A 22025-nucleotide genomic window follows, 5' to 3' on the forward strand; every position below is an offset into this window, starting at 1 on the left:
AATACCGGCCTGTCACGCCGGGGGTCGCGGGTTCGAGTCCCGTCCACTCCGCCAGCAATAAAAAAACCAGCTTCGGCTGGTTTTTTTATTGCTGTTTTTTTATGCCGTTTCTCCCGAAGCAGCCCGAGGCGACACGGTATAATCTCGCCCTCCAGAATTGCGCGAGCCAGGCACTTCCACCATGCAGCACAGCAACAGTTCATCGCCTCCGCTCAAGATTCGCAAGACCCTGATGGTTATCGCGCTGTGCCTGCTGGCGACACCCGCGCTGGCCCAATTCGGCGATCTGTCGATCTTCCCGTCGCTGAAAATCCCGTCCGCGCCCGAGCAAGCCACCGGAACACCAGACGACTCGCTGACGGTGCAGGAAATCCAGGGCGCCGCCGTACTCCCGGTCAACATCGACCTGACGGTGCGCGAGAACAATCTCTGGGACCGCATTCGCAACGGGTTTGCGATGACCGATCTCAACGACGACCTGGTCCTTCATTATCAGCAGTGGTACCAGAACCGTCCGGATGCCTTGCGCCGCATGGTCGAGCGCAGCCGCCCCTACCTCCACCACATCGTCGAGGAACTGGAAGCGCGCGGCATGCCGACCGAGCTGGCCCTGCTGCCGATGGTCGAAAGCTCGTTCAACCCCAACGCCTACTCGCGCGCCCATGCCTCGGGCCTGTGGCAGTTCATCCCGGCCACCGGCAAGCGCTTCAATCTCGAACAGAACTGGTGGCGTGACGAGCGCCGCGACATCGTTGCCTCGACCAATGCCGCGCTCGACTACCTGCAGACCATTTACGAGATGCACGGCGACTGGCACCTCGCCCTCGCCTCGTACAACTGGGGCGAAGGCGCCGTCAAGCGGGCCATCGTCAAGAACGAAGCGCGCGGCCTGCCCACCGACTACCCCAGCCTGAACATGCCGAACGAGACGCGGCACTACGTTCCCAAGCTGCAGGCGCTGAAGAATATTTTCGGCAACCCGGGGCTGATTGCCCGCCTCGGCCTGCCCTTCATTCCGAACGAGCCGTATTTCGCCACCCTGGAAAGCCCGCAGCCGATCGACGTCAAGACGGCCGCGCGACTGGCCAACATGTCGGTGGAGGAGTTCCAGCGGCTGAATCCGTCGCACAACCGGCCGATCATCAAGCCGGACACGCCGGTGGTGATTCCCGCCGACAAGGTGGATACCTTCCGCAGCAACCTGCACGCCAACAAAGTGCCGCTGACGCAATGGCAGGCCTACACCGTCACTGCTGCGGAACGCCTGGACCAGATTGCCGCCCGCTTCGATACCAGCGCAGCCGAACTGGCCCGCGTCAACGGCCTCTCCGAAAAAGTGCGCCTGGGCACTGGATCGACCTTGCTTGTTCCCGGCACCGGCAACACCTCGGGCCTGACCTCGCTGCTCAACGCCGCGGCGCCGCAACACATCATCGCCCCCGAACGGACTGCCCGGGCCTGCGGCAAGCCGGCGAAAAAAGGCGCCAAGGCATGCCCGGCACGCGACGAACCGCTTGCCGCCAAAAGCGACAGGACAGGCAAGGGAACGCCGGCCAAAAGCGAGAAGGCAAGCGCCAGGGCCGGTGCCAGCAAGACATCGGCCAACAGCCCGGCCGCCAAGGCACAACCGAAAGCCGGCCCGGGCAAGCCCGGCAGCAAGCCGGCCGGCAGCCCGACCAAGGCCGCCAAACCCGCCGCCAAGCCCCACAAATAGGTCAGGTGCTCAGCAAATGGCAACTCACGCGCTGCGTTGCCGTTACATCGACCGCTTCCGGATAGCGGCTGCGACACACGTCCATGGCGTGCGGGCAGCGCGGGTGAAAGTGACAGCCGCTCGGCGGATTGGCCGGTGACGGCGTCTCCCCGGACAGCCGGATAACGGCCGCCGCCCCCTCCAGGCGCGGTAACGGGACGGCCGACAGCAGGGCTTGCGTATAAGGGTGCCGCGGCGCGCGCAACACCTCCTCGGCCCGCCCCCGCTCGACAATCCGGCCGAGGTACATCACCGCGATGTCGTGCGCCAGGTACTCCACCACCGCGAAGTTGTGGGTGATGAACAGGTAGGCCACACCCAACTCGGACTGCAGCTTCTTGAGCAGGTTGAGAATCTGCGCCTGCACCGACACGTCGAGCGCCGAGGTCGGCTCGTCGCAGATCAGCAGGCCGGGCTGCACGGCGAGCGCCCGCGCCACAGCGATGCGCTGGCGCTGACCGCCGGAGAACTCGTGCGGATAGCGGTCGATGGCCTCTTCCGGCAGCCCGACCTGGCTCAGCAGCGCCGCCACGGCGGCGCGCCGCGAGCGCGCCTCGCCAACGACGCCCAGCGCATCCATCCCTTCGGCAATGATTTCGCCGACGCGCAGGCGGGGGTTGAGCGAGGCAAAGGGGTCCTGGAAGATCATCTGCATGTGGCGACGCGCCGCGCGCAGGCGCGCCCCGCGCAGCCCGACCAGTTGCTGCCCGCCGAGGAGAACCGAACCCTCGGTCGGCGGAATCAGCTGCAGCAGCGCCTTGCCCACCGTCGTCTTGCCGCAGCCGGACTCGCCGACCAGCGCCAGGGTCCGCCCCGGCAAGATGGCCAGCGACAGGCCGTCGACCGCGCGGACATGACCCACCGTCCGCTGCAGCAAGCCCTTGCGGATCGGGAAATGGACCTTCAGGCCGTCAACCTGCAGAAACTCCCTGCCCGCGGAGACCGAAAGATCGGTGATGTCATGGCCGCCCCCCGCCGCATCCGCATCCGCGGCATCTCCCTGCCAGTGACAACGGACCGCATGCGCCTCTACCTCGCGCCAGGCCGGCGACTGCTCGCGGCAGACCGGCATGACATGGGGGCAACGCTCGGCGAAGCGGCAGCCGGCCGGCATCGCGGCCAGCGAGGGCACCTGGCCGGGAATGGTGGCCAGGCGCTGGCCGCGTCGCGACATATCCGGCAGCGCCTTGAACAGCGCCTGGGTATAGGGGTGGCGCGGCTGGCCGAAGAAGGCCTCGCGGCTGGCCACCTCGACCAGCTCGCCGGCATACATGACGCCGATGCGATGCGCCATGCGGGCAACGACGCCCAGGTCGTGGGTAATGAGCAGGATGGCCATGCCGCGCTCGGCCTGCAGGCGAGCGAGCAGGTCGAGAATCTGCGCCTGGACGGTGACGTCGAGCGCGGTGGTCGGCTCGTCGGCAATCAGCAGTTCGGGTTCGCCGGCGAGCGCGATGGCGATCATCACCCGCTGCTTCATGCCGCCGGAAAACTGGAAGGGGTATTCGTCCAGCCGCCGTTCCGGATCGGCAATGCCGACCTGGCGCAGCAATTCGAGCATGCGCCCGGTGGCCGCCGCCCCCGTCATGCCGAGGTGGCGCTCCAGCACTTCGCCGATCTGCTGGCCGACGGTGAGCACCGGGTTGAGGCTGGTCGCCGGCTCCTGGAAGATCATCGCCATCCGGCCGCCGCGCCAGGCGCGCATGTCGGCTTCCGGCAGGGTCAGCAGGCTTTCGCCGTCCATCGAGACGCTGCCGCCGAGCACCCGCCCGGCCGCCGGTAACAGGCGCATGATGCCCTGGGCGGTGACCGACTTGCCGCAACCGGATTCGCCGAGCAGCGCGAAGGTTTCACCCTTGGCGATGCTGAAGGAAATGCCGTCAACGGCTGCCAGCGTTTTTTTGCCGGCCATGAAGCCGAGACGGAGATTGTCGACCTTCAGCATCATCCTTGAAACCTCAGTTGGACGCGGCTGCTGGTGCGTCTGGGCGGGATGGCCGGCGCGAAGCGACGACGCGGCAGGCAAAGGAGCGACAAAGCCGGACGCCCGTCCAGACGTGCCAGCAGCCGTGTAGCGCAGTCACCCAACGGGTGAATTGTCTCGAAGGCACAAAGGCCTGAACTCGTGCGGCTAGCCATCGATGGATAAGCGATCAACTGAGGTTTCAAGGATCACGCCCTCGGGTCGAATGCGTCGCGCACGGCGTCGGCGAACAGGTTGGCGGCCAGCACCAGGATGAACATCGCGGCGAAGGCCGCCGCCAGCGACCACCAGACCACCGGCTCGCGCCCCAGCTCCATGCGGGCATTGTTGATCATGGTGCCGAAGCTGGTCATGGTCGGATCGACGCCGATGCCGACGTAGGACAGCACCGCCTCGGCCAGTACCAGTCCGGAAAAATCCATGACCAGCGCGATGATGACGATGTGCATCAGGTTGGGCAGGATGTGGCGGACGATGATGCGCCACGACGACACGCCGAAGGCCTGCGCCGCCTGGATGTATTCGAGCTCGCGCAGTTTCAGCGTCTCGCCGCGCAGCAGCCGGCACAGGCCGGTCCACGAAGTGATGCCGAGGATGAAGCAGAGCGCCAGCAGGCGCAGGTCGGCCCGCTCGGCGGCGGTCGAGAACCATTGCGGATGCGTGTCGATGACCACCTGCATCATCAGCACGGCGGCGGCGATGAGCAGCACGCCGGGGATGGAATTGAGCACGGTGTAGAGGTACTGGATCGCGTCATCGGCCCAGCCGCGGAAATAGCCGGCGACGATGCCGAGCAGCACCGCCATCGGCAGCATGACCAGCGTGGTGACCAGGCCGATGATCAGGCCGGTGCGCACGCTTTTGAGGATCTGGTACAGCACGTCCTGGCCGACCTTGTCGGTGCCGAACACGTGGTACTGCCCGGACAGCCAGAAGAGCGGCACGGCGACCAGCAGCATCAGCGCCAGGGCGACCAGCACCGCGTTCCACGCGAAGGCCGTTTCGCCGCGCCAGATGCGCTGCCAGCCTGTGCCCGGCGCCTCGCCGCGCCCAACCGCGCCCGACGCCAGGCCGGCCACCGCCAGCCAGCACAGAAAGGCCAGCACGCCGGCCCGGAAGGCCGTAAAGCCGGCATCGGCCGCCACTTCGTCCTCGCGCTCCGCCAGATGTTTGCCGCCGTGCTTGAGGCGCGGATACTCGCGCACCGCCCCCTGGCCCGGCACATCGACGGTTTCCTTGGCATACAGGCGGGTGGCGAAGGGTTCGGAATAGGTTTTTTCGTTGCGCGTGCGCAAGGGCGTCGCCAGCGCGTCGAGCACCGACAGGACCTCGACCGCATAGCGGGTCTCCTGCCCCGGCTTGCCCTCCAGGGCCGGCCGGTAATGCAGGGAGTCGAGCAGGCCGACGAGAATGAAGGCGAGGAGCACGGTAGCCGAGGCCATGCCGACCCGGCTCGCCCCCACCCGCCGCCAGGCCGCCAGCAAGGGAGGATTCCGCGCGATGAGCACGGCGAAACCGATCCCGGCCGCGAGCAGCAGCCAGATCAGGATATCGGACCACAGGACGACGATCTGGAAGCCCATCATTCGAAGCGAATCCGAGGATCGACCAGCGTGTAGGAAATATCGGTCAGGATCAGGCCGACGATGTAGAGCAGCGAACCGATGAAGACCATCGAGCGCACCACGGCGAAATCCTGGGCGTTGATGGCGTCGATGGTGTAGCTGCCCAGGCCGGGAATGCCGAAGAAGGACTCGGTCAGCAGCGAGCCCATGAAGAGCAGCGGAATGACCACGACCACGCCGGTCAGGATGGGAATCAGCGCATTGCGCAGGATATGGCGGAAGAAGACCAGCGTTTCCGGCAGGCCCTTGGCACGGGCGGTCCGCACGTAATCCTTGCCGACCTCCTCGAGAAAGATCGTCCGGTACCAGCGCGTCGACGACCCGATCCCCGAAACCACCCCGATCAGCACCGGCAGGACCAGGAAGCGCCACGCCTCCAGCCCGCCGCCGAAGCCGGAAATCGGCACCAGCCGCCACACCTTGCTGATCAGGTACTGGCCGCCGATGATGTAGAACAGCCCGGAAATGGACATCATCGCCACGCACAGCACGACGCCCCAGAAATCGAAGGCGGTGGCGCGGAAGAAAGCCAGCGTCAGCGCGAAGCTGACCGTCACGAACAGGCCGAGAACGAAGGTCGGCAGCGCGATGGCCAGCGACGGCCCCATGCGGTTGGCGATCTCGCGGGCGATGTCGCGGCCGTCTTCGGCGCGCCCGAAATCGCCGACGAACATGCGCGCCGATTTCCGGAAAAAGACCGTATCGGTCACCGCCGCCAGCCCCGCGGCGTCGCCATTGAACAGCAGCGGCTTGTCGTAACCGCGCTCCGCCTTCCACTTCTCGATCGCCTCCGGCGTCACGCGCTTGACCCCGAGCTGCATGCGCGCCATGTCGTCGGGCGTATTGACCACGAAGAACAGCGCAAAGGTGATGAGATTCACCCCGATCAGGATGGGCAGCGCGTAGAGAAGGCGGCGAACGATGTAGGCGAGCATTGCCGCGATTATGCCAAGACCCGGCGGCTCTGGGGGAGCTAGTAAGCGGCCATGCCGCCCTCGGCGGGCAAATTGTGTCCGCGCGCTTCACAAAGCTTTACAGAGTCGCGACAAGCACCCTGTCGGCCTCGGTTATACTCCGCGCCACCGCACGGCGGCCTCACCCGAAAGCGGCCCGGGAACAAAGAAAAAGCCACGTTCATCAGCCGTACGACGACTGGCAAACATGGCTTGTTCAGGTCCTGGCGGAGAGGGTGGGATTCGAACCCACGGTACCTTGCAGTACGCCTGATTTCGAATCAGGTACATTCGACCACTCTGCCACCTCTCCGCGGGAGCGAGATAATAGCACAAGAGATGCGCTGGATAGAACGTCTATTCCTGTTGATTGCAGTTTTTTTTATCGCCGGCTGCGGCGAGAACTTCGGACGCCTGCCCTTCCCGACGCCGGCGCAGCACGATCTCGTCGTCCTCATCCACCCCGGACAGCTGACCTACACGACCGATGAAAACGGAAATCCGGGCGGCCTCGAATACGACCTGATCCAGACTTTCGCGCAGGAACTCGGCGTCGGCGTCAAATACCTGGTCGCCGAAGCGGATACGCTGGAAGCGCAGATCGCCGGCACCCGCTATCACCTGGCGGCCGGCTGGCTCTCCCCCGGCGCCGACCCCGGCATCGAGAACACCCCGCCCATTTTCCAGACGCGCGACATCCTGATCCAGCACGAAGCCACCCTGCCCCTGACCGGGCCGGAACAGCTGAGCGGGGCGAGCGTTCACGTCATGGCCGGCTCGCGCCAGGCCGAGACGCTGCGCAAGCTGGCCAGCAAGATACCGGACATCAAGGTGGTGGAATTCAACGGCGCCGACGTCCTGAGCCTGCTCGAGCAACTCGGCAACCGACGCATCGAGTATGTCGCCCTTGACGAGAGCCTCGAGGACCTCGCCAACCAGCACGTGCCCAACCTGCGCTCGTCGTTGGCGCTGAGCGACAATCAGCCGGTCGTCTGGACCCTGGGCCGGCACCCCAACGCCGAGCTCAAGGCCCGCCTCGAAACCTTTGTCGAGCGGGTGCAGCACGACGGCACGCTGGCCCGCCTGGAGGATCGCTACCTGGGCCACGTACGACGCCTGGAACAGGCCGACATCGTCAAGTTCCTCGGCGCCGTCGAAACGACCCTGCCCAAGTTCCGCAAATACTTCCAGGCCGCCCAGGTACTGACCGGGATCGACTGGCGGCTGACTGCCGCCGTGGCCTACCACGAATCGCAGTGGGACCCGAACGCCACCAGCTACACCAACGTGCGCGGCATCATGATGCTCACCGAGGAAACCGCCGACCGCCTGCAGGTCGGCAATCGCCTCGACCCGAGCGAAAGCATCCTGGCCGGTGCGCGCTACATCAACCTGCTCAAGGACCAGTTGCCCGACGATTCCGAGGAGCCGGACCGCACCTGGCTGGCGCTGGCCGCCTACAACATCGGCCCCGGGCACTTCGGCGCCGCGCGCAGCCTCGCCCGGCAGCTCAAGGCGGACCCCAACGCCTGGTACGAGATGAAGCGCGTCCTGCCCAAGCTATCGCAACCCAAAATCGCGCAACAGCTCAAGATCGGCAAGGCACGCGGCGGCGAAGCGGTCATCCTGGTCGAGAACATCCGCAGCTACTACGACATCCTGCTGCGCAACGCCCCGCCCTTCGGGCCGACGCCGAAGACGGCGGAAAGCCTGAAGCGCCTGGTCCAGGAAGTCGAAGAACGCCGCAAGTCCTACGCCCGACGGATGGCTGCCGCCAAGGCCATCGGCGAGCCCGACGACGACACCGACAACCGCCCGCCCAGGCTGCCGACCATCGAGGCCAGCGCGAGCAACTGACATAAAAAATCCCCGCCCGGCTTGGCCGCTGGCGGGGATAGTGCCGGGTATCCGGCTAAACCCTTCGGCGCACGCGGCGGATCAGCGCAGCGGCTCCAGCAGTTCCAGGCCACCCATGTAGGACCGCAGCGCCGCCGGAACCACCACGCTGCCATCGGCCTGCTGGTTGTTTTCCAGGATGGCCACCAGCGTGCGGCCGACGGCCAGGCCGGAACCGTTCAAGGTGTGGCACAACTCCGGCTTGTTCTTGTCGTTGCGGAAACGGGCCTGCATGCGACGGGCCTGGAAGGCACCGAAATTGGAGCACGACGAAATCTCGCGATAGGTATCCTGCGCCGGCAGCCAGACCTCGAGGTCGTAGGTCTTGGCGGCCGAGAAGCCCATGTCGCCCGAGCACAGCGCCATGCGGCGATAGGGCAGTTCCAGCGCCTCGAGGATGGCTTCGGCGTGGCCGGTCAGCTCCTCGTGGGCGGCGGCCGACTGGTCGGGGTGGACGATCTGCACCAACTCGACCTTGTCGAACTGGTGCTGGCGGATCATGCCGCGCACGTCGCGGCCGCCGGAACCGGCCTCGGAGCGGAAGCACGGCGTGTGGCAGACCAGCTTGAGCGGCAGCGCCTCGGCGGCGAGGATCTCGTCGCGCACGATGTTGGTGACCGGCACTTCGGCGGTCGGGATCAGGTACAGCGGATCCTGCTCGCCGCGCAGCACCTTGAACAGGTCTTCCTCGAACTTGGGCAGCTGGCCGGTGCCGAACAGGCTGGCGGCATTGACCAGATACGGGGCATAGACCTCGGTGTAGCCATGCCGGGTGGTGTGCGTATCGAGCATGAACTGGGCGAGCGCGCGGTGCAGGCGGGCCATACCGCCCTTGAGCAGCGAGAAGCGGGCGCCGGAAATCTTGGCAGCCGTGCCGAAATCGAGCTGGTTCAGCCCCTCGCCGATATCAGTGTGATCCTTGATCGGGAAGGCGAAGGCCTTCGGCGTGCCCCAGCGTTTCATCTCGACGTTGCCGGCCTCGTCGTCGCCAACCGGAACGGATTCGTCCGGAATGTTCGGCAGCGTGGCGAGGATGGCGTTGAACTTTTCCAGCAATTCGCCGAGGCGGGCTTCGGAAGCCTTCAGTTCGTCGCCCAGCGCGCCGACCTGCGCCATGACCTCGGACGCATCCTGCCCCTTGCCCTTGAGCATGCCGATCTGCTTGGACAGGCTGTTGCGCTGCGCCTGCAGATCCTGCGTGCGGGTCTGCAGCGTCTTGCGCTCGGCTTCCAGTGCCGAGAATTCGCTGAAGTCGATCGGCTTGCCGCGCTTGGCCAGGCCGGCGGCGACGGCATCGAGGTTGGTACGGAGTTGTTGGATGTCGAGCATGGTTTTTCCTGATGATTCCGGTCAGCCGCAAGAAACGGCCAAAAACGGGATTATACGCGACGGAACAGCCGCGCCACGAAGCCCCAGACCTTGACCAGAATGCAGGCGGCAATGACGAGAAAGACCGCCAGCATGCCCAGGAAGACCAGCGGCGAAGCGAGCATCGCCCACAGCCCGCCGAGCACCATGCCTTCCTCGCCGAACGAGGCCAGCCAGTTGGAAAACGGCTCCGGCGAGGCATTGATCGCCAAGCGGCTGCCCGCCTTGGCGAAGTGCGTGCCGGCGGTGATGGTGCCGCCGAGCAGGCCGGCGGCCACGGCCCAGGCCGGGTCGACGTCGCCCATGGCAAAGGCGGCCAGCAAGGCGCCCGCCGGGATGCGAACGAAGGTCTGGAAGCTGTCCCACAGCGAATCGAAGGCCGGCACCTTGTCGGCCACCAGCTCGGCCAGCGCCATGCCGCCCGAGGCCGCCATGACCAGCGGATGCGTCAGCACGAGCAGCGACTCCGGCAGGTGCATGTAGCCGAGGTGCGCCAGCACGCCCGCCAGGAAAAGCACCAGGTAGAGGCGCAAGCCGCTCGCCCAGGCCAGCCCGGCGGAGAGGGCGATGGTCTGGACGAGGTCCATTATTTCTTGCCCGCCTTGCGGTCCAGGTCGCGCAAATGGGCCAGCTTCTCGCCGATCTTGCCCTCCAGGCCGCGCGGCGTCGGCGCGTACCAGTGCGGCTCGGGCATGCCGTCCGGCAGGTAGCTTTCGCCGGCGGCGTAGGCTTCCGGCTCATCGTGGGCGTAGCGGTATTCCTTGCCGTAGCCCAGCTCCTTCATCAGCTTGGTGGGCGCATTGCGCAGATGCACCGGCACCGGCCGCGAACCGTCCTGCTTCACGAAGGCCCGCGCCGCGTTGTAGGCCATGTAGCCGGCGTTCGACTTGGCGGCGACGGCGAGGTAGATCACCGCTTGCCCGAGCGCCAGTTCGCCCTCCGGCGAACCGAGCCGCTCATAGGTATTGGCCGCGTCGTTGGCGATCTGCATGGCCCGCGGGTCGGCCAGCCCGATATCCTCCCAGGCCATGCGCACGAGGCGCCGGGCGAGGTAGCGCGGGTCGGCGCCGCCGTCGAGCATGCGGCAGAACCAGTACAAGGCGCCATCCGGGTTCGAGCCGCGCACCGACTTGTGCAGGGCCGAAATCTGGTCGTAGAACGCATCGCCGCCCTTGTCGAAGCGGCGCAGGTTCTGCGCCATCGTCGCCTCGATGAAGGCACCGTCGACGGCTGCCTGCCTGGCCGCATGCGCTGCCGTACGCACCTGCTCCAACAGGTTGAGCAAACGCCGGGCATCGCCGTCGGCCAGGCCGATCAGCCGGGTACGGGCATCGTCGTCGAACGCCAGGTCGGCCAGCGCCTTGTCCCGGGCGCGGTCGAACAACTGGCCCATTTCCGCTTCATCCAGCGATTTCAGCACATAGACCGACGCCCGCGACAACAAGGCCGAATTGACTTCGAACGAAGGATTCTCCGTCGTCGCGCCGATGAAGGTAAACAGGCCGCTCTCGACGAAAGGCAGGAAGCCGTCCTGCTGCGCCTTGTTGAAGCGGTGGATTTCGTCGACGAAGAGGATGGTCCGCCGGCCCTGGCCCCGCCACAGCTCGGCCTGCGCCACGGCCTCGCGCACTTCCTTGATGCCCGAAAACACCGCCGACAACGCGATGAACTCGCAACTGAACTGCGTCGCCATCATCCGCGCCAGCGTCGTCTTGCCCACCCCGGGCGGCCCCCAGAGGATCATCGAATGCGGCTGTCCGGATGCGAACGCCAGGCGCAGCGGCTTGCCCGGACCAAGCAGGTGCTGCTGGCCGATCACCTCATCCGGCACCCGCGGGCGCAACTGCTCGGCCAGCGGCGCAAAGGCAGGCTGGCTGCGGTCAGCCGGAATGGCCGGCGCATCTTGAGAAAACAGATCGGTCAACGAAACCCTCGTCCGGCGGCCAGACCGCCTTTAACACAATCCCCGCAGTGTACCGCCGCCCCCCGGCAAGCCCAAATCACATTCGATCGAGCGGAGAGAGCACGCCCCGCCCTCCCCGGTTGAGCACATGGGTGTAGATCATGGTTGTCGATACATCGGCATGACCGAGCAACTCCTGCACCGTGCGAATGTCGTAGCCGGATTCCAGCAGGTGGGTGGCAAACGAATGGCGCAAGGTATGCGTCGATGCCGGTTTGGCAATCCCCGCCTCGCCCAGCGCCCGTTTGATCGCCCGCTGCAAGGCCTGCTCCTGCGCATGGTGGCGGCGCGTGACGCCGCTACGCGGATCAACCGACAATGCCGATGCCGGAAACACCCAGAACCATCCCCACGATGCCGGCGCCCCCGGATATTTGCGCACCAACGCCGTCGGCAAATAGACGCCGGGCGCCCCGGCCGCCCGGTCGTTAGCCCATAAAACCCGCACGCGCAGCAGGTGCTGCCGCAGCTGCTCGGCCAACGACTCCGGCAGCATCGTGTGCCTGTCCTTGCCGCCCTTGCCATCCCGAACCGTTATTTCGCCGCGCTCGAAATCGACATCCTTGACGCGCAGGCGTATGCACTCCATCAAGCGCATGCCGGTGCCGTACAGCAGCCTGGCCATCAGGGCGTGAGACCCGGCGAGCATTTCAAAGAGGCGCCCTACTTCGCTGCGCGACAAAACAACCGGGACGCGCTTGGGCTTTTTGGGGCGTGCCAGATCGACCAGCCACGGCAAATCCAGCTCAAGCACCTCGCGATAAAGAAAAAGTAACGCCGATAAGGCCTGCTGATGGGTTGATGCCGCCACATCCGCCTCCACCGCCAGATGCGTCAGAAAAGCACGAACCTCCCCTGCCCCCATATCGCGCGGATGGCGACGCCCATGGAAAGCAACAAACCGGCGTACCCACTCGACATATGCACGCTCCGTCCTTATGCTGTAGCGCTTGTAGCGGATGACTTCCCGAACCCGGCCAAGCAAAGTCGGTGCAGCAGCATCCATGACGTAAAACCCCTGCAAATATCACTGTACATAACAACAGCAATTGATCGCAAACAAAGATGCAAGAAGCATTTTAGGAAGCTACGTTCGCAAGCGTATACGTCAGTTCCCAGGGGTATACGTTGTTTTTGACGTCTACTAATAGTTAGGCACATATGAAAATCTGGCCCGGTCAAACTGAAGACTTCAAGCCTCCTCTCTTGTCGCCCAAGGAAAAAGGAAATCTGTGGTTGGGTCTTGCTGGCATCTTTTTCGTTGGTTCAGCCACTTCATATTTTTATCCTTCAGCCGCACCTGCTACAGGTCGCTGGGCATGGCTCCACAACATCTTCTTCAATCAATTTGGTCCATCGGGAGATTTTGTTCTTTTCCTGGTGTTGGGCTTTGCTGGCGTACTGGCCGCACTCAAGCAGTATTCCGCTCACTCAAGCGAAAAGGGGCAGCATTAATGCGTAACCCAGCATTGCCTAACAAACGCTTCGAGCCGACCGCCCAAAAGCTGCGCTTTTGGGTTCCCTCCGCGCTGCGCGCTCCGGCGTCGGCTCAAGCTGCACGTTATGCGTAAAGCTCTTTACCGTGGCGAATAACTGGAATATCCCTGCTTGGCTAGAAACGGAAGTCCGAGCCAGAGACAAAGAGTGCGTCTATTGCGGCACGCCATTTACTTCTTCCAAAGTTTCCCCAAAATCGGCAGCAAGCTGGGAACACATCATCAATGATGAAAGAATCATCACAAGAGAGAACATCGCGCTTTGTTGTCGTGGGTGCAACTCCAGCAAAGGACAAAAACAACTTTCGGTATGGTTGCAGTCGAACTACTGCCAAGATCGCGGAATATCAAAAGAGTCCGTGGCCCCAATAATCAAACAGGCAATCGCCTGTGGCCTATAAATTGCGCATAACAAATCATTCCAGCGGACCGTCAAAAACCGCACTTTTGCCGTTCGCTGAATTCAAACGTTAGACACCAATGCCCACACCTACAATCCACGGCCGTGCGCTAAACATTTTTATTGCCGCGTTTTTAACTTTTATTGTCATCTTTTCGCTGTGTGCCCTTATTTCGTCAGTTAAAGATTTTGCCAAGGCATCAGCGTCTCCTGCATGGCCTTCCACCGAAGGCTTGGTTATTTCTTCGCAGATACAACGTAAGTGCAAAAATTTGGCGTCTTACATGCCGGAGATTCTTTATCGATACACGGTTGAGCAGCAAGAGTATGTAGGTCGTCGCATAAATTTTGGTGACAACCTATGTAGGTCAAAAATCGATGCAGAGAGAATTGCCAACGCTTACCCCGAAGGCAAAAACATTCAGGTTTATTTTGACCCTACCTCTCCGGAAAATGCTGCTATCAGCGTGTCCAGTACCGAGTCCGGTACCTGGTCCGTTTTTATCGTCGCTCTCATAATCTTTGGCGCCTCGTCGCCCATTGCTTACTACTACATAAAACTTTGTCTAACATCGCAATCCACCGGACCTGCGCGAAAAGCCGCGCAGGTCCGGTGATTTCTAACGTTAGGAATCACAACATGCTATTACGCTGTCCTTGTTGCTCCGCTTTACTTCTGCCGCTCAAGGCAATGTTTAGAGGCTCGGCGGGTCGCGTTGATTGCCATGCCTGCAAATCAAATTTAGTTATTTCCCGCCCCTCTTGGGTAACGGGTCTAATCATTGTCGGCGGGACTGCCACATATAGGGCTATCAGGTCTTATGAAAGCTTTGCCATTGCTTTCACCATTGCGCTCATTGTTGGTATCACTATCGACATATGCCTATCAAAACTAACAGTCATTTCCTAACACCCCGCTCCAACCAACCGTCAAAAAGCTCCGCTTTTTGCCGTCGGCTGAGCTAGTACATTGGGCGTCATGAATCAGCATCGTATCTCGCTCGCAGCGCTGGTAGCCGTGGTTGCGCTTGGCGCCTGCGTCTCTACAACCACAGTGCAGCTAGCACCGTCGCCTCAGCCTTCGGTGTGTCAGAGCACCGCAAACGCACTCGTGCTTTGGGTACCGCAGTGGCGCCCGAACCAGAAGGACATTTCCGAACGGGAGGCGGCCGCAGCAGACGGCATCACACAGTTCTTTGCCAAGTCAGGTTGCTTTTCCTCAGCCACCGTTCAACGGATTGCACAGCCATCTGCCGCCGAAGTGGCCGCAGCATTGGAGCAAGCGCAGTCGCGCTATGACCGTGCTGTCGTGGTCATGGTCCGTGAACTGGGGCCCATAGTCAAAATCGGGTCATCTGCGGCGCTTGTTGAAGGAGGAACCGAAGTTGTGCTGGAGTTGACAGAGTACAGACTGCCGGCGTTGTCGGCGCAACGCAGCTTCTCTGTAAATTGGCGGAACGGCGGGCCTGGTGTCATCAAGGGCGTAGCGAGCCTGCCGCAAGATATCCAGGCCGCATTGACCGCAGGTATGCAGCCAGTCGCAAAATGACGCCCAACCCATCCATCAACCCGGACGCTGCGCGATGAAGCCGCGCAGCGCCGGTTATGTCAGACGTTGGGCCTCTTTAACTCACAGAAAGTGATCTATGGGCGCAAAAACATGGATGCTCGTACTTGCAAATTCAGATGCACGTGGGGTGCTCGCTGCGAAGCCTCCGCTCGATCGGGAGGCAACCCTAAAGCTCGCAAGCACCCTATTCCCCGGCGAGAAACTCGAACCGATTGGGGATGGCGATCTGTCCTATACATCTCCACCCGATAATGAACTTCACATCGGTTGCTTTCCGGGTGTCTCAGTTGTTGCGGCCAAAGAATTTGGTATCGATTACCCGTCTAAGCTGCCGCAGCATTTCATAGCTGCCGGTGGCAGCGGAGTTGTCACGCTTCACGCAATGCACAGCGTGGTTGATTGGTTTGCGTATGCAATATGGACGAACGGAAAATTGGTGCGCTCCCTGAGCCTGTCTCCGGATGGCGGCATCATGGAAGACATCGGACAGCGCCTATTTTTCGAAGAGCCTTACTGGTCCGGTGAGTACCCGGCTGTTGATAACGATGAAGAGAAGGACGCTTACCCGTTTCCGTTCCATCCTTTGGATCTCGGCGAGGAAACATTGAAGAATCGCTTTGGCTACCAGCTCGAGGGGTTCATTGACTCTTCCCTTCTTGAACCCGAGTCAATTCCATTGCTTCGCTTTAAGCGCTCCCGGGCCTCTTGGTGGCAGTTTTGGTAGCGAGGCCCAACCCGTCAGTTCATCGGACCTGTCGCGGCAAGCCGCGCCAGTCCGGTGAGTTCAAACGTTGGGCGTATTAGGAACCGTGGCTAAATTTCCTGAGCAAAAAGAGATGGAGTTCCAAGAGCTTGCCGCTTACGTCAGCTTTTTTGCGAGCGCTGTTTGGGGCATCCCCGAAGAGTCCCCACTGCATCCAAGTCACTTTGCTACTCCTGTGCGCGGAAAAATCAGCAAATCTCAGCTGCTTGCCGGTTTAAGGCAGGCTGCACGAGACACCTTGGAAGCAACAAAGAATTACCCAACGGAAAAAATTGAGGCCCTCGACAGTGCCTGCAAAAAGCTCCAAGTGCTTACGCTTTCTGCGGTCAGGGAACGTTATGGTCGTAAGTAATTCGCCCAACAATCCACTCCAGCCGACCGTCACCCCTCTCCATGCACAACTACAACCTTCCGCTTCTTTTGGGAGCTGCACTCAGTCTTATTGCGGCGCTCCTTCATTTCGCGTGCATCCCATGGGGGGCTAACGGCTTTAGATTTCTTGGTGCTGGCGAGCCTATCGTTCGCATGTCAGCAGCAGGTCATTGGTACCCCCCCGCTGGTTGCTTTTGTCATTGGCACGGTCCTTTCGGGTTGGGCCATTTATGCGCTATCTGGTGCCGGCCTTCTTCCTCCGTTACCGTATTTACGGTTAGCACTGGCCGGCATCACCGCTATCTATCTGCTCCGAGCGCTTGCCTTCCCATTGCTCAAGCCCGCTTTCCCGGGGAACAGTACAACGTTCTGGTTTGTCACTTCAGCCATTTGCCTTGTCATCGGTTTCACCCACCTGCTTGGCCTTATTCAGGTGTGGCAACGCACATGATGCCCATCCTCCACGCCATTGGTGTCGTTGTAGTCGCTGGTCTTGGAATTGCAACCTGGAGAATTCGCTGTGAAGGCTTTGGTTGCGTCGGCGTTGGCCTCGCTTGGGTCGCATGGAGTTGCGTGTTTGCACTATGGCTGGCTGTCGGCCTGCTGGCGCTCCGCTCTACCAAAGGCAGGCCGGGGATGCTGCGCATTGGACGCTACAGCATCGCGGCGCAACTGGCGGTCGGGCTCGTAGCACTAGGCTACTGGGCAATACGAAATACGGCCTGAGATGTTATTCAACCCGGAGCGCCAATGAGTCGCCCCGGAAAAACAGCACTGCCTGAGCGTGCGCTTCTTCGGCTTGAGCGGGTGTTTTGCCCGTTGCAAGCGCAGGCGCATCAGGCCCGCGATATCAGCCCTCGCCCTCAGGCGGCAGCAGGGGCTGCGGTACGCTGGTGGCGTGGAGCACCCCGGCGCAGCAGCCGAAGAAGAAGACGGCCGCTGCCATGCTGGGCGTCCAGGTATCGGCCATGCCGCGGGTGAAGAAGAACCAGCCGAAGGCAATGATGGCGGGGATCATCATCAGCGCGCAGAATGCGGCGCCGACCAGGGCGATCTTGTGCCCGATGTGGCGTGGTTTGCGGATAATTTCTTCGGTCATTCTGCTTCCTCGACTTTTAACCAGATGGAGCGATTGTCACGGGCATCGCTGGTGCCCACGCTGAAGGCGCCGCCTTGCTGGCCGGCGGCTTGCCGGCCGCTGCCGCCGAGTTCGATCCACTCGCCGAGGGTACCGGAAACGGTGGTGGCGAGGCGCTGCGAACTGACGCCTCCCCGGCCATAGGCGGGATCGAAGCTTTCGGCCTGCTGGGTGATTTCCAGGGTGACGCGCTGGCCGTTGATGCGCGGCGTGGCGTAGAAACCGCTGCCGATGTCGCGATAGACGGCGCCTTCGTTGATGAGCGCGCCGCCCGGCCCGACGACGACCTGGCGCATCGGCACGGCGAGCGAACGTCCGACCTGGATGTAGGCGCGGCCACCTTCGACGGTCTGGACCATTTGCGCCGCGTTTTCGCCGCGCACGCTCTTGGTGTCCCATACCGTGGCACCAACATTGCTGCGCCGGGTGCCGCCCAGGGTGACCTGGCCACTGACCTCGCCGCCACGGGCGCTGTCTTCGGCTTGGCGGTTCTGCGCGATGCGGATGATGAGGCGGCGACTCGGGCGGTCCATGGCGGCGAGCGCGCGCTTGATCTCGTCGCGGTTGCGTGGCGATGCTTTCAGGAAGAGCTGGTCGTTCATGCCGGTCAGGGTGCCGCCCTGCTCCAGCAGGGGCAACAGGGCCGGGATGACTTCTTCGGCGGTCTTGCTGCGGAGCTGGACGATTTCCATCTGCTGCGCCGCCACGATGCCGAACCAAAGGGCCAGCAGACCGGCGAGACAGCCTTTCAGCATCGTTTTCATGGGTTGTTGCTCCTCATTCGGAAGGAATGTGTGGCAATCCGAGGTATTCCTTGGAGTTCATCTCGGTTAGACGGCTGACCGTGCGCTTGAATTCCCCGGCCTGGGTGCCGTCGGTGTACAAGGCGTCGGCTGCGCAGTCGGCGGTCACGATGAGCTTGACCTTGTGGTCGTAGAAGACATCGACGAGCCAGGTGAAGCGGCGGGCTTCCGAGGCCTGGTGCTGGGTCATTTTGGGAATGTGGGAGAGCAGCACGGTGTGGTAGCTGCGCGAGATTTCGAGGTAGTCGTTCTGCGAGCGCGGCCCGCCGCACAGGGTGCGGAAGTCGAACCAGATGACGCCATGGCCGCGGCGCACGGTGTCGATGTTGCGGCCGAGCACTTCGATATGACCGCCCTTCTTGCCGTCTTCGCCGGCCACCATCCTGAAGTACTCGAGCATCTTTTTCTCGGCGGCATCGTCGGCCGGATGATGGTAGATCTCGACCTGCTCCAGCGCGCGCAGGCGATAGTCGATGCCGGCTTCGACCTCGAAGACGTCGAGGTTCTTGTTGAGCAAGGCGATGGTGGGCAGGAAGCTTTCGCGGTGCAGGCCGTTGGGGTAAAGCATGTCCGGCGGGTAGTTGGAGGTCATGACGACGATGACGCCGTTGGCGAACAGGCCGTTCATCAGGCGGCCGAGGATCATCGCATCGGCGATGTCGGAAACGTGGAACTCGTCGAAGCAGAGCAGCCGGACGTCCTTGGCGACCTGCTCGGCAACCTTGAGCATGGGGTCGGCCTCGCCCTTGTATTTGTCGAGGTCGCGGTGGATCTGCTGCATGAAGGCGTGAAAGTGGATGCGCTTCTTGCGGCGATAGGGAACGGAATCGTAGAAGCAGTCCATCAGGAAGCTCTTGCCACGCCCGACCCCACCCCAGAAATAGACGCCCTTCGGCGGTTTGGGCGGGGAGAGAAGACGCTTGAAGGTGCTGCTCCGGTCGACCTTGAACGACAGGAGGTTGGCGTACAGGTTCTGCAAGGCCGTGGCCGCGATCATCTGGGCGGCATCGGCAACATAGCCACGGGCATCGAGCAGGGCCTTGTACGCGTCGAGCATGCCTTCGGCAGCGACGTTCAGTTTTTTATGCGGCATCTCTGAAAATCAATGTTGGGAAGAAACGTATTCTGCCAAAGAAAAAGGCGGGTGCGTTGCCGCAACCCGCCTTTGGATGGCCTATTTGGCGATCAGAAGTTCAGCGTGCGCTTGTCGCAGGCCAGAGCGGCTTCGTGCACGGTCTCCGACAGGGTCGGGTGAGCGTGGCAGATGCGCGCCAGATCTTCCGCAGCACCGCCGAACTCCATCGCCACAACGGCTTCGGCGATGATTTCGGAAGCATTGGCACCGATGATGTGCACACCGAGGATACGGTCGGTCTTCTTGCAGGCCAGCATCTTGACGAAGCCGGACGGATCGCCCATGCCCAGCGCACGGCCGTTGGCCAGGAACGGTACCTTGCCGGCCTTGTACTCGACGCCTTCGGCCTTCAGTTGCTGCTCGGTCTTGCCGACCCAGGCGATTTCCGGCGAGGTGTAGATGACGAAGGGGATGGTGTCGAAGTTGCAGTGACCGGCCTGGCCAGCCATCAGCTCGGCAACCATGACGCCCTCTTCATGCGCCTTGTGCGCCAGCATCGGGCCGCGCACCACGTCGCCGATGGCCCAGACGCCCGGCAGATTGGTGGCGCAGTGGCCGTCGACTTCGACGAAGCCGCGGGCATCCAGCTTCAGGCCGACGCCTTCGGCGTTGAGGCCGTCGGTGTTCGGCACGCGGCCGATGGAGATGATCAGGCGATCGGCATCCAGCTTCTGTTCCTTGCCGTCCTTGTCGGTATAGGCGATGGAGACAGCCTTCTTGGTCGCCTTGATGTCGCCGATCTTGACGCCGACCTGGATGTTCAGGCCCTGCTTGGTGAACAGCTTGAGCGCTTCCTTGGCGACGTCCTGGTCGGCCACCGACAGGAATTCCGGCATGGCTTCGAGAACGGTGACTTCGGAACCGACGCGACGCCACACCGAGCCCATTTCCAGACCGATGACGCCGGCGCCGATGATGGCCAGCTTCTTCGGCACGGATTCCTGGTTCAGGGCGCCTTCGTTGTCCATGACGATCTTCTGGTCGACCGGCACGCCCGGCAGGTGACGGGCCTTGGAACCGGTGGCGACGATGACCTGCTTGGCCAGCACTTCCTCGGCGCCGACCTTGACCTTGTAGTAGTCGCCTTCCTTGCCCACGAAGGAACCGTGGCCGGCCAGGAAGGTGACCTTGTTCTTCTTGAGCAGCATCTTGATGCCGGAGGTCAGCTGATTGACCACGCCATCCTTGCGCGCCTTCATGGTCGGCACGTCGATGCTGGCCTTGCCGACCTTGATGCCCTGGGCTTCGAAGCTGTGGTTGGCTTCCTCGAACAGGTGCGAGGTGTGCAGCAGCGCCTTGGACGGGATGCAGCCGACGTTCAGGCAGGTACCGCCGAGACGCGGCTCGCCCTTGGGGTCGGCATAGGGATTGGATTCGGCGCAAGCAGCCGAGAAGCCGAGCTGCGAAGCGCGAATGGCGGCGATGTAGCCGCCAGGGCCGCCGCCGATAACGAGCACGTCAAATTGCTTGGACATGTGACAAACCTTTCAGAATTCAGATGTGCAAAAGCGCCAGCGCCCTTGTCGGGACACTGGCGCCGGCAGGCGTCGATTAGACGCCGAGCAGCAGGCGGGACGGATCTTCCAGCGCTTCCTTCATGGTCACCAGACCGAGGACGGCTTCGCGACCGTCGATGATGCGGTGATCGTAGGACATGGCCAGGTAGTTCATCGGACGCACGACGACTTGACCGTTCTCAACCATGGCGCGGTCCTTCGTGGCGTGGATGCCCAGGATGGCCGACTGCGGCGGGTTGATGATCGGGGTGGACATCATGGAACCGAAAATGCCGCCGTTGGAGATGGAGAAGGTGCCGCCGGTCAGTTCTTCGATCGACAGCTTGCCGTCCTTGGCCTTGGCGCCGAATTCGGCGATCTTCTTTTCGATCTCGGCGATGCTCAGCTGGTCGGCGTTGCGGATGATCGGCACGACCAGGCCGCGCGGCGAACCGACGGCGATACCGATGTCGATGTAGCCGTGATAGATGATGTCGTTGCCGTCAACCGAGGCGTTGAGGACCGGGAACTTCTGCAGGGCGGCGCAGGCGGCCTTGACGAAGAAGCCCATGAAGCCGAGGCGGACGCCGTGGGCCTTCTCGAACTTTTCGCCGTACTGCTTGCGCAGCGCCATCATCGGGCCCATGTTCACTTCGTTGAACGTGGTCAGGATGGCGTTGGTGGCTTGCGACTGCAGCAGACGCTCGGCGATACGGGCACGCAGACGGGTCATCGGCACGCGCTGCTCGGTGCGGTCGCCGAGGGCGACGCCGGTGCTCGGTGCGGCGATGTTGATCGTCGGCGCAGCCGGGGCAGAAGCCGGACCGGCCTTCGGGGCGGCGGCGACGGCGTCTTCCTTGGTGACGCGACCGCCGCGGCCGGAGCCGGCGACGTCGGCGGCGGCAATGCCCTTCTCGTCGAGAATCTTGCGGGCCGACGGGCTGGCGGTACCGGCCGGAGCAGCGGCGGCGGCAGCCGGGGCAGCCTTGGCGGCCGGAGCGGCAGCCTTCGGTGCTTCGGCGGCCGGCGCAGCAGCGCCTGCCTTGGCTTCGGTATCGATGCGGGCGATCAGTTCGCCGGAGACGACGGTTTCGCCATCGCCCTTGACGATTTCGACCAGCACGCCGGCGCCCGGCGACGGGACTTCCAGCACGACCTTGTCGGTCTCGATGTCGATCAGGATTTCATCGCGGGCAACGGCTTCGCCGATTTTCTTCTTCCAGGAAGCCAGCGTGCCTTCGGCGACGGACTCGGACAACTGGGGAACTTGAACTTCGATAATGCTCATGTGTGACTCCACTCTGCTGTAG

At 62.8% G+C, this 22025-nt stretch carries 21 protein-coding genes and 1 tRNA gene; 9 read left to right on the forward strand and 13 right to left on the reverse strand.

Translation table 11 applies throughout. The features are described from left to right. The first annotated feature begins 181 nt into the window (after positions 1 to 181). Positions 182 to 1714, forward strand: a complete 1533-nt coding sequence (locus Q0P59_RS12635; protein WP_295006821.1) for a transglycosylase SLT domain-containing protein — start codon at positions 182 to 184, stop codon at positions 1712 to 1714. A gap of 1 nt (position 1715) precedes the next feature. On the opposite strand, the gene Q0P59_RS12640 is transcribed toward Q0P59_RS12635, so the two are convergent. The 4 genes from Q0P59_RS12640 to Q0P59_RS12655 all read right to left on the reverse strand — a co-directional run bounded on the left by Q0P59_RS12640 (position 1716) and on the right by Q0P59_RS12655 (position 6628). Further along, a complete protein-coding gene (locus Q0P59_RS12640) occupies positions 1716 to 3698 on the reverse strand; it encodes an ABC transporter ATP-binding protein (RefSeq protein WP_295006880.1) in 1983 nt (660 codons plus the stop codon). 227 nt (positions 3699 to 3925) lie between these two features. Further along, positions 3926 to 5320, reverse strand: coding sequence for an ABC transporter permease (locus Q0P59_RS12645; protein WP_295006881.1), 1395 nt, complete (start codon positions 5318 to 5320; stop codon positions 3926 to 3928). Then, positions 5320 to 6297, reverse strand: a complete 978-nt coding sequence (locus Q0P59_RS12650) for an ABC transporter permease (RefSeq protein WP_295006822.1) — start codon at positions 6295 to 6297, stop codon at positions 5320 to 5322. The genes Q0P59_RS12645 and Q0P59_RS12650 overlap by 1 nt, the downstream gene beginning before the upstream one ends. A gap of 243 nt (positions 6298 to 6540) precedes the next feature. Beyond that, positions 6541 to 6628, reverse strand: a tRNA-Ser gene (locus tag Q0P59_RS12655). Between the two features lie 26 nt (positions 6629 to 6654). On the opposite strand from Q0P59_RS12655, the gene mltF reads away from it, so the two are divergent. Further along, positions 6655 to 8172, forward strand: a complete 1518-nt coding sequence (gene mltF / locus Q0P59_RS12660; protein WP_295006823.1) for a membrane-bound lytic murein transglycosylase MltF — start codon at positions 6655 to 6657, stop codon at positions 8170 to 8172. Positions 8173 to 8253: 81 nt separating this feature from the next. On the opposite strand, the gene serS is transcribed toward mltF, so the two are convergent. The 4 genes from serS to Q0P59_RS12680 form a co-directional block, all read right to left on the reverse strand. After that, positions 8254 to 9540, reverse strand: coding sequence for a serine--tRNA ligase (gene serS / locus Q0P59_RS12665; protein ID WP_295006824.1), 1287 nt, complete (start codon positions 9538 to 9540; stop codon positions 8254 to 8256). 50 nt (positions 9541 to 9590) lie between these two features. Further along, on the reverse strand, positions 9591 to 10166 hold the full coding sequence (locus tag Q0P59_RS12670; RefSeq protein WP_295006825.1) for a DUF4126 domain-containing protein: 576 nt from the start codon (positions 10164 to 10166) through the stop codon (positions 9591 to 9593). Beyond that, positions 10166 to 11494 (reverse strand): replication-associated recombination protein A, encoded by a 1329-nt coding sequence (locus Q0P59_RS12675; RefSeq protein WP_295006882.1) that lies wholly within the window; start codon positions 11492 to 11494, stop codon positions 10166 to 10168. The genes Q0P59_RS12670 and Q0P59_RS12675 overlap by 1 nt, the downstream gene beginning before the upstream one ends. 85 nt (positions 11495 to 11579) lie before the next feature. After that, complete coding sequence (locus Q0P59_RS12680; protein WP_295006826.1) at positions 11580 to 12548, reverse strand: integron integrase; 969 nt, start codon at positions 12546 to 12548, stop codon at positions 11580 to 11582. Positions 12549 to 12703: 155 nt separating this feature from the next. Here Q0P59_RS12680 and Q0P59_RS12685 point away from each other — a divergent pair, with 155 nt between their 5' ends. From Q0P59_RS12685 to Q0P59_RS12710, 7 genes are all read left to right on the forward strand, one after another. Beyond that, the gene (locus tag Q0P59_RS12685) at positions 12704 to 12997 is read left to right on the forward strand and encodes a hypothetical protein (protein ID WP_295006827.1); all 294 of its coding nucleotides are present in this window, start codon (positions 12704 to 12706) and stop codon (positions 12995 to 12997) included. Positions 12998 to 13124: 127 nt separating this feature from the next. After that, positions 13125 to 13439: an HNH endonuclease gene (locus tag Q0P59_RS19680; RefSeq protein WP_366090745.1), complete on the forward strand. Its 315-nt coding sequence runs from the start codon at positions 13125 to 13127 to the stop codon at positions 13437 to 13439. 79 nt (positions 13440 to 13518) lie between these two features. Then, the gene (locus Q0P59_RS12690; RefSeq protein ID WP_295006828.1) at positions 13519 to 14055 is read left to right on the forward strand and encodes a DUF3592 domain-containing protein; all 537 of its coding nucleotides are present in this window, start codon (positions 13519 to 13521) and stop codon (positions 14053 to 14055) included. Between the two features lie 362 nt (positions 14056 to 14417). Beyond that, complete coding sequence (locus tag Q0P59_RS12695; protein WP_295003891.1) at positions 14418 to 14987, forward strand: hypothetical protein; 570 nt, start codon at positions 14418 to 14420, stop codon at positions 14985 to 14987. A 97-nt stretch (positions 14988 to 15084) separates the two neighbouring features. Then, entirely contained in the window at positions 15085 to 15732 is a 648-nt protein-coding gene (locus Q0P59_RS12700) for a hypothetical protein (protein ID WP_295006829.1), read from the forward strand. 85 nt (positions 15733 to 15817) lie between these two features. Then, positions 15818 to 16123, forward strand: coding sequence for a hypothetical protein (locus Q0P59_RS12705; RefSeq protein WP_295006830.1), 306 nt, complete (start codon positions 15818 to 15820; stop codon positions 16121 to 16123). 467 nt (positions 16124 to 16590) lie between these two features. After that, positions 16591 to 16869, forward strand: a complete 279-nt coding sequence (locus Q0P59_RS12710; protein ID WP_295006831.1) for a hypothetical protein — start codon at positions 16591 to 16593, stop codon at positions 16867 to 16869. Between the two features lie 124 nt (positions 16870 to 16993). Here Q0P59_RS12710 and Q0P59_RS12715 read toward each other — a convergent pair whose 3' ends face one another. The 5 genes from Q0P59_RS12715 to odhB form a co-directional block, all read right to left on the reverse strand. Next, on the reverse strand, positions 16994 to 17242 hold the full coding sequence (locus Q0P59_RS12715; protein WP_295006832.1) for a hypothetical protein: 249 nt from the start codon (positions 17240 to 17242) through the stop codon (positions 16994 to 16996). Continuing rightward, a complete protein-coding gene (locus tag Q0P59_RS12720; protein WP_295006833.1) occupies positions 17239 to 18045 on the reverse strand; it encodes a hypothetical protein in 807 nt (268 codons plus the stop codon). Before Q0P59_RS12720 ends, Q0P59_RS12715 begins: the two co-directional genes overlap by 4 nt. 13 nt (positions 18046 to 18058) lie before the next feature. Further along, positions 18059 to 19177: a cell division protein ZapE gene (zapE, locus tag Q0P59_RS12725; protein ID WP_295006834.1), complete on the reverse strand. Its 1119-nt coding sequence runs from the start codon at positions 19175 to 19177 to the stop codon at positions 18059 to 18061. A gap of 92 nt (positions 19178 to 19269) precedes the next feature. Further along, positions 19270 to 20694 (reverse strand): dihydrolipoyl dehydrogenase, encoded by a 1425-nt coding sequence (lpdA, locus tag Q0P59_RS12730; protein WP_295006835.1) that lies wholly within the window; start codon positions 20692 to 20694, stop codon positions 19270 to 19272. A gap of 76 nt (positions 20695 to 20770) precedes the next feature. Next, positions 20771 to 22003: a 2-oxoglutarate dehydrogenase complex dihydrolipoyllysine-residue succinyltransferase gene (gene odhB, locus Q0P59_RS12735; protein ID WP_295006836.1), complete on the reverse strand. Its 1233-nt coding sequence runs from the start codon at positions 22001 to 22003 to the stop codon at positions 20771 to 20773. Positions 22004 to 22025: the final 22 nt, after the last annotated feature.

The sequence above is a fragment of the uncultured Dechloromonas sp. genome (assembly GCF_945957265.1).
Classification (GTDB): Bacteria; Pseudomonadota; Gammaproteobacteria; order Burkholderiales; family Rhodocyclaceae; genus Azonexus.